The following is a 13,617-nucleotide window of genomic DNA, read 5'->3' on the forward strand; positions in this document are numbered from 1 at the left end:
ACGTTTCACCCGAACGAGCCGGGTGACGCTGGTTCCGCGCATGGGCCACGAAAAGGTCCGTGAGTCCTTCCACCCATCGTCGAGAAGGTGACGGCCACCGGCCACGAGGTGGTCCGGCAGTGCGACCCGATGCACGCGAACACGCACCAGTCGCCATCCGGTGACCAGACAAGGCACTTCGACCGAATCGTCGACGAGGCGCGCGGCTTCTCGCGGTCCACCGCAACCTCGGCACCCACGAGGGCGGCATCCACTCGGAGCTGACAGCCGCCGATGACGCAAGTCTCGGTCGATGCGCGGCTCTTTTCGGCGGAGACGCATGAGGGCGGCAAGCACGGAAACGTGCATCGTCACACGATGTCTGAGACACGGCGACTGGCGCGGGGGAACGAGCACGCGTAGCGAAGTTCGGCCACCTACCTGGATCAGGCGATGCGGGAGGTGGCGAACCAGATCGTGCGGTACGGCCAGGGGGCAGGCGAGTCCAAGCTCAGGACGGCAGTGAGTGGGTCGCCACCGGCCTGTGCTTCACCGAGCCCGACGGCAGCCCGCCGCACCCGGCCGATGTCACTGCCCGGTTCCAGGAGCCGGCAGCGAGGCGGTGCTGCCCGAGGCCGCGCCGGCCGCGGCCGAGATCATCCCGCGGACGGCATCGCGACAGCTCGGGCTCTATACCGACCATTGTGGACAGAGAGGGAGTGGAAGCAATGCGTCCAGATACCACAAAACCCCAGGATGAAGAGATCTTCAACCTGGGGAGTGGGGGTGCGCCATCAGGGACTCGAACCCCGAACCCGCTGGTTAAGAGCCAGCTGCTCTGCCAATTGAGCTAATGGCGCCGGTGTCTGCCGGGGTTTCCCCTGGCGACGTGGAAAAGATTAGCACCCCCTTCGGAGCCCGTTTCAGGGGGGTCCCCTTGACCCGGTTCCGGCGTTGCCGCCCGCGCGTCGCGGCTGGTCGGGCACACTGTAGTCGGACATCGACGGCGAAACGGGCGGGTGGGTATGAGGCGTTCGACCGGCTTGGGGGCGGTGGTGGTTGCCGGCGTGATCGGCCTCACCGTGGCAGCGTGCAGCAGCACTCCTTCGAGTGAGCCGCCGGAGCCGAAACCGACGACGTCGCCGAGTGCGCCCGCGCCGGTGCCCGCCGTGCTCACGCTCAGTCCTGCGAACGATGCCAAGGACGTTGCGCCCGGTGAGCCGGTGAGCGTCACCGTCAAGGACGGGCGGGTAACCCAAGTCGCTCTGACCGGGGCCGATGGCAAGGTCGTCGCCGGCAAAGCAAGAGCCGACGGGTGGGACTCCGCCGAGCCGCTCGGCTACAACAAGACCTACAAGCTCACCGCGACCGCCACCGGCTCCGACGGCAAGCCGGTGACGCGGGAGTCGACCTTCACCACCGTCAAGCCCGCGCGGCAGCTCGGTGTCTCCGTGAACCTCGTCGACGGTGAGACCGTCGGGGTCGGGATGCCGCTGATCTTCACCTTCACCGGCAACGTCGCCGACAAGGCCGCCGCCGAGAAGGCGCTGAAGGTCACCGCCGAGCCGGCCACCGAGGGGGCTTTCCGCTGGTTCGGCGACAAGCAGGTCACCTGGCGGCCGAAGGACTACTGGAAGAGCGGCACCAAGATCAAGGTCGACGCCGCCGTCTACGGCAAGCCGCTCGGCAACGGCAGCTATGGCCGGGAGGACAAGAGCGCCGGCGCCACCGTCGGCGACAAGCTCGTCGCCGTCGCCGACGGCGGGACGCACCAGATGACCGTCACGATCAACGACAAGGAGGTCAAGACCATGCCGACCTCCATGGGCAAGCCCGGCCACAACACCCCCGCCGGCACCTACACCGTCATGAGCGAGCACACCGGCTACACCATGAACTCCGCCACCTACGGCGTCCCCGCGGACGCTCCCGGCGGCTACAGCACCTTCGTGCAGTACGCGGTGCGCCTGTCCTGGAGCGGCATCTTCTACCACTCCGCGCCGTGGTCGGTGCGGCAGCAGGGGCACAGCAACGTCAGCCACGGCTGCCTGAACCTCTCCACCGAGAACACGAAGTGGCTGATGGACACCTCCAAGAAGGGCGACCTCGTCACGGTGCGGAACAGCGGCGGCCCGAAGCTCGAGCCGACCGACGGCTGGAGCGTCTGGCAGCTGTCCTGGGACGAGTGGCGGACGGCGAACTAACCCGAGTCGCGGACCAGTTCCCGCGCCTCGGCCTCGGTCGCCACCGCGGGGCCCGAACCCCACAGCGGCTTGTTCGCCGTCTCGCGGCTGAAGAACACCGCGACCGCGCCGATCGCGCCCGCCGCCATCAGGTACCAGGCCGGCCAGAAGTCGTGGCCGGTCGCGGAGATCAGCGACTGCATCACCAGCGGTGTCGTGCCGCCGAAGAGCGACACCGAGACGTTGAACGCGATCGACAGCGCGCCGTACCGGATCGCCGTCGGGAACAGCGCGGGCAGCGCCGCCGGCATCGACACCTCGAAGCAGAGCAGCAGCAGGCCGAGCCCCATCAGGCCGAGGAACGTGACGACGAGGCCGCCGTCGTGCACCAGCAGCATCAGCGGCCACGACAGCACGAGGAACCCCAAGCAGCCCGCCATCATCACCGGTTTGCGGCCGACGTGGTCGGTGATCCGGCCGCCGGCCATGATGATGAGCATCATCACGACCATGACGACGATGATCAGCAGCAGGCCGTGGGTGGCGTCGAGGTGCAGCTGCTCCGACAGGTACGTCGGCATGTACGACAGCAGCATGTAGTCGGTGACGTTGAACACCAGCACCAGGCCGACACAGATGAGCAGCGCGGGCCAGTACTCGGTGAACATCTTCCAGAACGGCTCGCCGGAGCGGCCGCGCTTCTCGGCCTCTTCGGCGTGCTTCTGGAACGCCGGCGTTTCCTCGAGCTTGAGGCGCATGTAGAGGCCGATGACGCCGAGCGGCCCGGCGACGAGGAACGGGACGCGCCAGCCCCAGTCGAGCAACGTCTCGTGCGGCACCCAGGCCTTCATGCCGGTGACGACGGACGCGCCGAGCACGTACCCGGCCAGCGTGCCGAACTCGAGCCAGGAACCCATGAAGCCGCGGCGTTTGTCGGGGGAGTACTCGGCGATGAACGTCGTCGCGCCGCCGTATTCGCCGCCGGTCGAAAAGCCCTGCACCATGCGGGCGAGGACGAGCAGGATCGGGGACCAGACGCCGATGGTGGCGTACGAGGGGATCAGCCCGATGCAGAGCGTGCCGATCGCCATCATGATCATGGTGACGGCGAGGACCTTCTGCCGCCCGATGCGGTCGCCGAGCGGTCCGAAGACGAGGCCGCCGAGGGGGCGCATGAGGAAGGCGGCGGTGAAGGCGCCGAACGTCCCGATGAGCCGCACGCCGGGTGACACGCTGGCGGGGAAGAACACCTCGGAGATGGTGTCGGCGATGTAGGCGTACACGCCGAAGTCGAACCACTCCATGGCGTTGCCCAGCGCCGCGGCTCCCACCGCGCGCTTGAGCAGGGACTGGTCGACGACCGTGATGTCCTCGTACCGCAGCTTTTTTCGCTTTCGCATCTTCGGCAGTGAACGTTCCACCAGTCCACGGTGCATCGGCATCCGGCTCTTCGCAGGATGAGCCATCCGGTCGTGAGCGCTACCACGTTTGGGCGAAGGCCAATTAGGACATTTCAAGCTGCCTACACTTCCGCGCGTATCGAGGGGGCAGCTCATGACGACGGTCGTGGTACCGAAAGCACCGGTCGAGCGAAGGCTGCCGGCACCGCTGTGGTGGACAGTGCTGTCCGGTGCGCTGCTGCTCGTGGTCTTCGCGGGCTACACGGTGTGGGCCGGCGTCTGGACGACGGCGGGCGTCTACCTCGAAGACTTCAAGTCCTATGTGGCGACCGGCCGCGCGGTACGCGCCGGGATGGCCCTGTACGAACCCGGGGTCTCGGCCCTGCCGACGATCGGCGGCACGTTCAAGTACACGCCGTTCGCGGCGGGCGCGTTCGTGCCGCTGACGGTGGTCCCGAAGCTGCTGCTCCCACTGCTGGCCGTGCTGGTGAACCTGTTCTCCCTGCTGGTGGTCGTCTGGGTGTCGCTGGGCCGGCAGGGCTACGCGCCGGACCAGGGCCGCGTAGCGGCAACGGCAGCGCTGACAGCGCTGGCCCTGCCGATGCAGCCGGTCCTGATGAACTTCACGTCGGGCCAGGTGAACCTGGTCCTGCTGCTCCTGGTCCTGGTGGACCTGACCGGCCGGAACCGCTGGTGGACAGGCGCGGGAGTGGGATTGGCGGCAGGTATCAAGCTGACACCGGCGATCTTCGTGGTGTACCTGCTGGTGACACGCCGCTTCCGAGCAGCAGCAGTCGCAGTAGGCACATTCGCCCTGACCGTCCTGGCCGGCTTCATGGCGCTACCCCGAGACTCGGCGGCATTCTGGTCGGCAAACCTGGCGGACCCTTCCCGGATCACCGGCGACAGCGACGCGACATCCCCGGAAAACCAGTCGATCCGAGGAGCACTGGCCCGCCTCCTGGACATCCCGGACGTCCCAGGCAAGATCTGGATCCCGGCCGCGGCAGTAGTGGCCGCAGCCGCACTCTGGATCGCGATCCGAGCTCACCGACAGGGCCGCGAGCTGCTGGCAGTGAGCGTGACGGGCGCCCTGATGATCCTGGTAACCCCCTGGACCTGGTCCCACTACTGGGTATGGTTCATCCCGTTCTTCGTAATGGGAGTGTGCGCAGCATTCCGAGCCCGAACATGGCTCCCGGCAGCAGCACTGACAGCGACCTACCTCCTGATCTTCCCCTGGAAGGTAGGAGACGGCCGAGGCAACGTCCCAGTAGTAGGCCTGGCAGTGCTCCCAGACACCTACGCCCCACTGACTCAAGCCCTGGCTCACGCCCTCTACGTAACCCTGGCCCTAGCACTGATAGCCCTGGCAGCAATCCGACCAGCCCAGCTGAACCCCACCCCCACAGAGGCAACCACGCCAACCCACCCAAAGTGACCACGGGATGGAGGCCGGGAGCAGGTAACCACGGGACGGGGGTCCGGGGGCTCGCCCCCGGCGGGGGTGTGGGGGTTCGACCCCCACAGAAAGGCGAAACCCCGGTAATGGGAAGGGCCCGCCAGGGCCCGACCATACCGGGGCTATCGGGGTGAGCGACGGGTTTCGAACCCGCGACCTCCTGGACCACAACCAGGTGCTCTACCAGCTGAGCTACGCCCACCATCTGCGAGGGAACCGCTTGCGATCACCTCGTTGGCTGTAATCGTAGCGGGTGCCCTCGCGGGGTTCGCAGGGGGTTACCTCTGGTGGTGTTCCTGCACTTCAGCGGCGGCGGCTTTAGCTTCTTCGCTGGTGGGTCCGGGCTGGGGGACGAAAGCGACGCGCCGGTAGTAGTCGAGTTCGCCGATGGATTCGCGGATGTCGGCGAGGGCGCGGTGGGCGAGGCCCTTCTCCGGCTTCGCGTAGTAGATGCGCGGGTACCAGCGGCGGACGAGTTCCTTGACGGAGGAGACGTCGACCATGCGGTAGTGCAGGTGGGCGTCGAGGGCGGGCATGTCGCGGGCGATGAAGCCGCGGTCGGTGGCGATGGAGTTGCCGGCGAGGGGGGCGGTGCCGGATTCGGGGACGTGCTCGCGGATGTAGTCGAGGACGCGGCGTTCGGCTTCTTCGAGGGTCACGGTGGAGCGGCGGACTTCTTCGGTGAGGCCGGAGTGGGCGTGCATCTCGCGGACGACGTCCGGCATCCCCGCGAGTTTTTCCTCGTCGGCGTGGATGACGATGTCGACTCCGTCGCCGAGCACGTTCAGCTCCGCGTCGGTGACGAGGGCGGCGATTTCGATCAACGCTTCCTTGCCGAGGTCGAGCCCCGTCATCTCGCAGTCGATCCAGACTAGGCGGTCGGTCACCTGGTGACCCTAACCCGACACGGGGATATGAGGGGCGTTACCTGCGCGTACGGCGCGTTACGCTCGCCAAGCCGGGTTCGGTGTGGTGCAGGACACAGATCGGGGAGCGGGCAGTGACGGTGCAGGAGTCGCCGGCGAGTGAGATCGCCGCTGGTTACGCGAGTGAGGGTGCCGCGCTGGAGCTGGGTGCGGTGGTGCTCGACGGGCAGGTGGACGCGGCGGCCGCCGTGCGCCTGCCGTTGGCGACGCTGAACCGGCACGGCCTGGTCGCGGGGGCGACCGGGACGGGCAAGACGAAGACTTTGCAGCTGATCGCGGAGCAGTTGTCGGCCGCCGGGGTGCCGGTGGTGCTCGCGGACGTGAAGGGCGACCTGTCCGGGCTGGCTGCCGCGGGGGAGGCGAACGACAAGGTCACGCGGCGTTCGCAGGAGCTCGGTGACGACTGGGCGGGCTCCGCGTTCCCGGTGCAGTTCCTGTCGCTGGGGACGGGCGGGAAGGGGGCGCCGATCCGGGCGACGGTCACGAGCTTCGGGCCGGTGCTGCTGGCGAAGGTGCTGGGGCTGAACGAGACGCAGGAGTCGACGCTCGGGCTGATCTTCCACTGGGCGGACCAGCGTGGCCTCGCCCTGCTGGACACGAAGGACCTCCGTTCGGTGATCACGCACCTGACGAGCGACGAAGGCAAGGAGGATCTCAAGGGCATCGGCGGGGTCTCGGCGGCGACGGCCGGGGTGATCCTGCGGGCGCTGTCCAATCTGGAGGCCCAGGGTGGTGAGGACTTCTTCGGCGAACCGGAGCTGGACGTCCACGACCTGATGCGCCAGGCGGACGGCAAGGGTGTCGTCACGCTGCTGGAGCTGGACGACCTGCAGGCCAAGCCGGCGTTGTTCTCGACGTTCCTGATGTGGCTGCTGGCGGAGCTGTTCGAGGAGCTGCCCGAGGAAGGCGATCTCGACAAGCCGAAGCTGGTGTTCTTCTTCGATGAGGCCCATCTGCTCTTCTCCGGCGCGTCGAAGGCGTTCCTGGAGCGCATCGAGCAGACCGTGAAGCTGATCCGGTCGAAGGGCGTCGGCGTGTTCTTCTGCACGCAGCTGCCGACGGACATCCCGAACGCGGTGCTTTCGCAGCTCGGCGCCCGGATCCAGCACGCGCTGCGGGCGTTCACCCCGGACGACCAGGCGGCGCTGGCGAAGACGGTCAAGACCTACCCGAAGACGAAGTTCTACGAGCTCGACACGGCGTTGACGTCGCTGGGCATCGGCGAGGCGATCGTCACGGTGCTGTCGGAGCGGGGCGCGCCGACGCCGGTGGCGTGGACGCGGCTGCGCGCGCCGCGGTCGAAGATGGGCTCGATCGGGCCGGAGGCCGTCGCCGCGGCTGTGATGGCGTCCGACCTGCACGCCAAGTACGCCGAGACGATCGACCGCGAGTCGGCTTACGAGAAGCTGGCCGCGAAAGTCGCCGCCACTCCCGCGCCTGTTCCCGAGGCGCCGGCGCCCGGAAAGGACGAGCCGGGGTTCCTCGAGTCGGCGATGAAGAACCCCGCCGTGAAGTCGTTCATGCGGTCGGCCGCGAGCGCGCTGGGCCGGGAGATCACGCGTGGGCTGTTCGGCAACCGGAGGCGCTGACAAAAGCTGACGCAATCTGTCAGGTATCGCTGGCAGGCTGGCGCCACCTGCGAAAGGAAATCAGCCATGACCAGCACTGCCACCGCGTCGTTCGTCCTCGACAAGTGGGAGCCGCAGGCCACCGACGAGGCCGGCGGCACCGAGTTCGCCCGGGTGGCGATCGCCAAGACGTTCACCGGGGTGATCGAAGGGACCAGCACCGTCGAGATGCTGACGGCGTCCAACGCGACTTCGCGCGCGTACGTCGCCTTCGAACGTCTCGAGGTCTCTGTCGACGGCCGCAAGGGTGGGTTCGTCCTGCACCACTCGGCCGACGACACCGGCCTGACGCTGAAGATCCTCACCGGCTCGGGCTTCGGCGAACTGGCCGGGATTTCGGGCACGGCGAACATCGAGATCGACGGCGAGGACCACCACTTGACCCTCACTTACACGCTCTGAGCAGTACGAAGGCCGTTTCGAGAGCCCCCGATTGACTCTCGAAACGGCCTTCGCGGTGTACCCCGCTCCGCTCCCCGAAGCGGGGGGACGGGCCGCCCCGACCACGGCCCGTCCGCGGCTAGCTGTTCACGATCTGGTCGACGATCTTCTTGGCGTCGTTGATCGGGATGGCGAAGCCGATCCCGACGCTGCCCGCCGCGCCGTTGGCCGACGCCGTCGGGCTGTAGAGCGCCGAGTTGATGCCGATCACGTTGCCCTGGGTGTCGACCAGCGCGCCGCCGGAGTTGCCCTGGTTGATCGCGGCGTCGGTCTGGATCGCGGTGTAGCTGGGCGCGTCGCTGCTCTGCTGCGACGTCCGGCTGAACGGCGAGCGCTGTTGCTGCTGCTCGCCCTGCCCGATGTCGGAGAGGTTGCGGTTCAGGGCGCTGACGATGCCGGTGGTGACGGTGTTCTGCAGCCCGCCCGGCGACCCGATCGCGACCACTTCCTGGCCGACGACCAGCTTGCTCGAGTCGCCCAGCGACGCCGCCGTCAAGCCGCTCGCGTTCTGCGCCTGCACCACCGCGATGTCCGCCTTGGTGTCCGCACCGACCACACTGGCCTGGTACTTCTTGCCGTCGGACGTGGTGATGACGACGTTCCGGGCGCCGTCGACGACGTGCGCGTTGGTCAGGATCCGGCCGTTCGAGGTGAGGATGACGCCGGAGCCGATGGCCTCGCCCTGATCGGTGGTGACGTTGATCTGGACGACGCTGGGTGTCACCTTCGCGGCGACGGCGCTGACGTCGCCGGTGGCGGTGGAGTTCGAGACCGTCTGCCCGTTCACGGCCGGCGTGCTCACCGACGTCGTCGCGCCGTCCGCCGAGTTCGCGGTGAGCCCGACGATCGCGGCGCCGCCGACGCCGCCGACCAGCGCGGCGCCGAGGGCGGTCGCGCTGACGATCATCGCGACACGGCCGCCCTTGCGCGGCTTGGCCTTGAGCGCCGTGGGCACCTGTCCCTGCCCCGGAGCCGGGGGAGTGAAGAGCGGATTCGGCGCGGCCTGCTGGTAGGCGTACTGCGCGTACGGCCCGTACTGCTGGGTGCTCTGGTGCGGCTGGTGCCCACCGGGTGAGGCGGGGCCGGGCCGACTCTCGTTCTCGGTCATGGGACCAGATTCGCGCCCGTGCTTGTGAACAGCCTGTGGAAATACCTCAGGCTTTGCTGAGAAGAATCAGCTGAGAAAACTCAGGTAATCCTCAGGCATCAGGCGAAGAACGACGGGACGTCCAGTGCTCCTCCCGCCGCTTCGAACTCGTCGTGCGCCGCCTTCCGCAGTGCGGCGTCGCCGAGGTAGTCGGCGGCGGTGAGGGCCAGCCCCAGCGCGCCGTCCCGGACGCCGGCGTCGCCCGTCGCCGACCCGGCCGCGGCCGCGAACTCCTTGGTGTGCAAGGCGACCGTCGGTCCCGCTACCGCGAGCATGGGGTGCAGCGCGGGCATCCGGTACGACAGGTTGCCGAGGTCGGTGGAGCCGGTGAGCGACTCCGGCACGATCCCGGGCGGGAGCGGCTTGCGGCCGGTGATCACCTGGTTCGCCGACCAGCGCCCGGCGAGCGCGGTGTTGAACCGGATCGGCAGGTAGGCCGCCTGGGCGTCCCAGACCAGCTCGACGCCGCAGCCGGTCATCGCCGCGGCGCCCTCGGCGATCGACGTCATGCGGGCGGCGAGGTCGCGCAGCGTCTCCGGGGTCTGGGACCGGAGGTAGAACAGCAGCGCGGCGCGCGCCGGGATGACGTTGGGCCGGGCGCCGCCGTCGGTGAACACGCCGTGGACGCGGTCGCTCTGCGGGAGCTGCTGGCGAAGCGCCGAGACGCCTTGGTACGCGGCGACGGCGGCGTCGAGGGCGTTGCGGCCCATGAACGGCTGGGCGCTCGCGTGCGCGCCGACGCCGTGGAAGACCATCTCCAGCTGGCGGCGGCCGAGGAACGGGTGCAGCGCGATGTCGTGGCTGAACGGGTGCAGCATGATCACCGCGTCGACGTCGTCGAACACGCCGGCGCGGGCGAGGATCTCCTTGCCGCCCCCGCCCTCCTCGGCCGGGGTGCCGATGAGGCTGACGCGGCCGCCGAGCCGTCCGGCGACCGCGGCCGCGCCGAGGAAACCGCCCGCGGCGGTGGTGCAGATGATGTTGTGCCCGCACGCGTGGCCGAGCCCCGGCAGGGCGTCGTACTCGGCGAGGACGGCGATGTGCGGGCCCTCTTGCCCTGGCGTGCTGACCCGCAGCGCGGTGTCGAGCCCGCCGACGCCGACGGTGGCTTCGTGGCCGTGGCGTTTCAGGAACTCGGCGAGTGCGCGCACGGACCGGTGCTCGGCGAACCCCTCCTCCGGGTGGGCGTGCAGATCTTGGCTCAATGCCACCAGATCGGGTGAACTCCGCTCGACCACGGCGGTCACTTCGGCCCGGGTCGCCTCGTCCGCGCCCGGGTGGGGCGAGGACAGCGGTTCGGCGGCCGCGACGGCGTCGGCGGTGGCCTCGACCAGGGAACGCAGGTAGCTGTCGTCGGGCGGGACGGGATCGGCGTGGGTCATGGGGCCGATGCTAACCGCCACCTCCGACAGTTCGTGCCGTTCAGCCCAGCCGGCCCGCCACGATCTGCGTGACACCCGCGTACCGCTCGGTGATCGCCGTGAAGCCGCGGGCGCGCAGGCTCGCCCCGACTTCGCCGCGGTCGAACATCTTCTGCCCGCTCACGATCCCGCCTGCCGACTCGATCAGGCGCGCGGGTTGCCGGCCGCGGCGGGCGCTCGTCAGCAGCGCGATCCGGCCGCCCGGTTTCAGTACGCGCGCGAAGGAGTCCAGCGCGGTCTCCGGCTCGGCGAACATGTGAAGCGCGGCGAAGCAGCAGACACCGTCCACAGTGGACGCCTTCAGCGGGAGGCGCACGGCATCGGCTCGCAGGTAGGCGACGGTGTCCGGGCCGCCCTCGGCGACGGCCTTGGCGAGCATGGTGCGGGCGCCGTCGAGCCCGATCGCCAGCCCGTCCGGGCCGACGGCCGCGCCGAACGCACGGGTGAAGCGGCCGGTTCCGCAGGCGACGTCGAGCACCGTGTGACCCGGTCGCAGCCGGAGGAGTTCCGTGGCGAGCGTGACTTCGCCCGCCATGCTCGGCCCGGACGGGCCCTTGAGCGCGCGGCCGAGGACGGGGCGCCAGTACCGCTCGTAGATCCGCGGGAGCAGGGTGGTGCGCATCAGGCGCTGCGTGATGCCGGTCGGCGGACCGGCCTGGTTCGCGGCGCCCAGCAGGTCGAGGTAGCCGTTGCCGGTCTCGGTCTCCGCTGACGTCTCGAGCAGGGTCTTCAACCGCTCTCGGGCGGTGTTTCGCCTGGTGGGCACGCATCCTCCCGGGGTTCGGACATCGGCAGTATGCCCGCTTTGACGGCACTCGATCGAGTGAAGAAGTCCGCGCTCAGGCGTTCGGGGCCCGGAATTGTCGGTGCCCCTTCCTAGCGTCGCAGGCGAGATCCCGATCCGAGGAGGAGAGATGACGACGATTTCCGTTCCGTGCGGCGAAATCGCGGTGCGCGGCGAGTTCGACCTGGCCGCGGCGGCCCGGTTCCTGACCGGCTTCGCCCCCGCGGGGCAGCCGGAAGCGGAACCCGGCGCGCTCCGGGTGGCCTTCCCGCTGGAGGGTGTGTGGACACCGGTGGGCGCGGTGCTGCGGCAGCGATCGCCCGGCGAAGTGGTGGTGGAGGTCCACGGCCCGCCCGAGCACACGGAGGCTGTGGTGGCCCAGGTGCGGAGGATGTGCTCGCTGGACGTCGACGGCACCGCGTTCCCGGAGGTCGCCGTCCGGGATCCGGTCGTGGGGCTGCTCCGGGACCTGCACCCGGGGCTCCGGCCGGTGTTGTTCGCGTCGCCGTACGAAGCGGCGTGCTGGGCGGTGCTGAGCCACCGGATCTGGATGACGCAGGCGGTGCGGCTGCGCCGGCGCCTGACCGAGCGCTACGGCGCGGAGGTCGACGTCGGCGGGCGCAGGCTGCGATCGTTCCCGGCCCCCGCCGAGCTGGCGGAACTGGAGTACCTGCCCGGGCTGTCGGGGCCGAAGATGGCACGCCTTCGGGGCATCGCCGAGGCGGCGGCCACCGGACTGCTGGACGCGGCCGCGCTGCGGGCGATGCCGGCGGAGGAGGCGCTGAAGGAGCTGCAGCTGCTGCCGGGAATCGGCCGGTTCAGCGCGGAGCTGATCCTGATCCGCGGCGCGGGCCACCCGGACGTGTTCCCGCGCGCGGAGACCCGCCTCCACGAGATCCTGCGCGACGCCTACCACGTCCCGCAGGCGGAGGTGGCAGGGCTGGCGGAGTTCGCGGAGGCCTGGGCGCCGTTCCGGAGCTGGGTGTCGTTCCTGTTCCGCGTCGAAGGCGAGGCTCGGATGAGGGAGTCGCGATGACCTGACCCCCCGGCGGCCGGCCCGCGCTGACCGATCGGCGCCGAGAACGCGGCCGCGACGCAGGTCGCACCGACAGAAAGGAGAACGCGACGACCCGATACCGGAAGCCGCGCAGCGGCGAGCGATGGGGACTCACAGTAGCCAGATGTCGCCTGTGGTGAGGTGTCCGGGTGAGCTCGCCCGTTCAACTCGCGCTCGGCGGACCGGCCGGTCACGCCCTGTCGGCTTTCCGTGCGGCCGCCGCCACCGGCTCGTCGCCGGCTGGTTCGCTGCTCGAACAGGCCCAGACCCCCGCGGTGATCACCCTGGTCGCCGGTGGGGTGGCCATGCTGGTCGTGCTCGTCGGCGGAACGCCGTGGCGGCGGGCGCGCAACGTCGTCACGATCGTGCACGAGGCCGGCCACGCGCTGGCCGCCGTGCTGGTCGGACGGCGCCTGCAGGGCATCAAGCTGCATTCGGACACCTCGGGCGTCACCGTCTCGCGCGGCAAGCCCGAGGGACCGGGCATGGCGTTCACCGCGATGGCCGGGTACCTGGCGCCGTCGGTGCTCGGGCTGCTCTTCGCCAGCCTGCTGGGTTCCGACCTGGTCGGCACGGTCCTCGTCCTGATCGCGCTGCTGCTGCTCGGCGTGCTGGTGATGGTGCGCAACGCCTACGGGGTGTTCACCGTCGTCGCCAGTGCCGCGGTGCTCGCGCTGGTCGCGTTCGTCGCGCCGGTCGAGGTGCAGGCGCCGTTCAGCTACCTCGTGACGTGGTTCCTGCTGTTCGGCGGCGTGCGGCCGGTGGCGGAGCTGCAGGTCAAACGGCGGCGCGGGCAGGCCCGTGACTCCGACGCCGACCAGCTCGGACGGCTCACCGCGGTCCCGCCGGTGCTGTGGGTGCTGGTGTTCGCCGTGGCGACGGTCAGCTGCCTGATCGCCGGTGGGCTGTGGCTGCTGGAGCCGGTCGCCGCGTAAGCGGCGTGGAGACCTGCGGTGTGGGCGGCCTGGGTGGCTTTGCAGCGTGGGCGGCCGAGTGGCCGTGCCGCGTGAGCGGGCGAGCGGCCTGGCGACCTCGCCGCTTGAGCGGCCTGGGCGGCTCTGCCGCGCACGCGGCCGAGTGGCTCTGCTGCGGCAGCGGCCGAGTGGCTCTGCTGCGGCAGCGGCCGAGTGGCTCTGCTGCGGCAGCGGCCGAGTGGCTCTGCTGCGGCAGCGGCCGAGTGGCTCTGCTG

General features: G+C 69.7%; 11 protein-coding genes, 2 tRNA genes and 1 pseudogene. 7 read left to right on the top strand and 7 right to left on the bottom strand.

From position 1 onward, the window contains the following. Positions 1 to 19: 19 nt before the first annotated feature. Positions 20 to 266, top strand: a pseudogene (locus tag AB0G28_RS12090) (3-deoxy-7-phosphoheptulonate synthase); the annotation flags it as partial. A gap of 500 nt (positions 267 to 766) precedes the next feature. Here the strand turns inward: AB0G28_RS12090 and AB0G28_RS12095 are convergent. Beyond that, a tRNA-Lys gene (locus AB0G28_RS12095) sits at positions 767 to 839 on the bottom strand. A gap of 165 nt (positions 840 to 1,004) precedes the next feature. On the opposite strand from AB0G28_RS12095, the gene AB0G28_RS12100 reads away from it, so the two are divergent. Next, positions 1,005 to 2,183, top strand: coding sequence for an Ig-like domain-containing protein (locus tag AB0G28_RS12100; protein ID WP_361086804.1), 1,179 nt, complete (start codon positions 1,005 to 1,007; stop codon positions 2,181 to 2,183). Here AB0G28_RS12100 and proP read toward each other — a convergent pair. Then, a complete protein-coding gene (gene proP, locus AB0G28_RS12105; protein WP_361086807.1) occupies positions 2,180 to 3,562 on the bottom strand; it encodes a glycine betaine/L-proline transporter ProP in 1,383 nt (460 codons plus the stop codon). The two genes, AB0G28_RS12100 and proP, sit on opposite strands and share 4 nt — an antisense overlap. Positions 3,563 to 3,716: 154 nt before the next feature. Here proP and AB0G28_RS12110 point away from each other — a divergent pair, with 154 nt between their 5' ends. After that, complete coding sequence (locus AB0G28_RS12110) at positions 3,717 to 5,003, top strand: glycosyltransferase 87 family protein (RefSeq protein WP_361086810.1); 1,287 nt, start codon at positions 3,717 to 3,719, stop codon at positions 5,001 to 5,003. Between the two features lie 150 nt (positions 5,004 to 5,153). Here the strand turns inward: AB0G28_RS12110 and AB0G28_RS12115 are convergent. Together AB0G28_RS12115 and orn are read right to left on the bottom strand one after the other, a co-directional pair. Further along, positions 5,154 to 5,226, bottom strand: a tRNA-His gene (locus AB0G28_RS12115). A gap of 76 nt (positions 5,227 to 5,302) precedes the next feature. Then, a complete protein-coding gene (orn, locus tag AB0G28_RS12120) occupies positions 5,303 to 5,911 on the bottom strand; it encodes an oligoribonuclease (protein WP_361086813.1) in 609 nt (202 codons plus the stop codon). 113 nt (positions 5,912 to 6,024) lie between these two features. Between orn and AB0G28_RS12125 the strand changes: the two genes are divergently transcribed. After that, positions 6,025 to 7,539, top strand: coding sequence for a helicase HerA-like domain-containing protein (locus AB0G28_RS12125; protein ID WP_361086816.1), 1,515 nt, complete (start codon positions 6,025 to 6,027; stop codon positions 7,537 to 7,539). A 66-nt stretch (positions 7,540 to 7,605) separates the two neighbouring features. After that, positions 7,606 to 7,980, top strand: a complete 375-nt coding sequence (locus AB0G28_RS12130; RefSeq protein WP_361086819.1) for a DUF3224 domain-containing protein — start codon at positions 7,606 to 7,608, stop codon at positions 7,978 to 7,980. Positions 7,981 to 8,098: 118 nt separating this feature from the next. Here AB0G28_RS12130 and AB0G28_RS12135 read toward each other — a convergent pair whose 3' ends face one another. The 3 genes from AB0G28_RS12135 to AB0G28_RS12145 all read right to left on the bottom strand — a co-directional run bounded on the left by AB0G28_RS12135 (position 8,099) and on the right by AB0G28_RS12145 (position 11,353). Continuing rightward, positions 8,099 to 9,127 (bottom strand): trypsin-like peptidase domain-containing protein, encoded by a 1,029-nt coding sequence (locus tag AB0G28_RS12135; RefSeq protein WP_361086822.1) that lies wholly within the window; start codon positions 9,125 to 9,127, stop codon positions 8,099 to 8,101. Between the two features lie 98 nt (positions 9,128 to 9,225). After that, the gene (locus tag AB0G28_RS12140; protein WP_361086825.1) at positions 9,226 to 10,548 is read right to left on the bottom strand and encodes a M20 family metallopeptidase; all 1,323 of its coding nucleotides are present in this window, start codon (positions 10,546 to 10,548) and stop codon (positions 9,226 to 9,228) included. A gap of 40 nt (positions 10,549 to 10,588) precedes the next feature. Continuing rightward, positions 10,589 to 11,353, bottom strand: coding sequence for a methyltransferase domain-containing protein (locus AB0G28_RS12145; protein WP_361086828.1), 765 nt, complete (start codon positions 11,351 to 11,353; stop codon positions 10,589 to 10,591). Between the two features lie 148 nt (positions 11,354 to 11,501). Here AB0G28_RS12145 and AB0G28_RS12150 point away from each other — a divergent pair, with 148 nt between their 5' ends. Then, positions 11,502 to 12,407, top strand: coding sequence for a DNA-3-methyladenine glycosylase 2 family protein (locus AB0G28_RS12150; protein ID WP_361086831.1), 906 nt, complete (start codon positions 11,502 to 11,504; stop codon positions 12,405 to 12,407). 170 nt (positions 12,408 to 12,577) lie between these two features. Then, positions 12,578 to 13,363, top strand: a complete 786-nt coding sequence (locus tag AB0G28_RS12155) for a M50 family metallopeptidase (RefSeq protein WP_361086833.1) — start codon at positions 12,578 to 12,580, stop codon at positions 13,361 to 13,363. Positions 13,364 to 13,617 lie beyond the last annotated feature (254 nt).

The sequence above is a fragment of the Amycolatopsis sp. NPDC021455 genome (assembly GCF_040640995.1).
Classification (GTDB): domain Bacteria; phylum Actinomycetota; class Actinomycetes; order Mycobacteriales; family Pseudonocardiaceae; genus Amycolatopsis.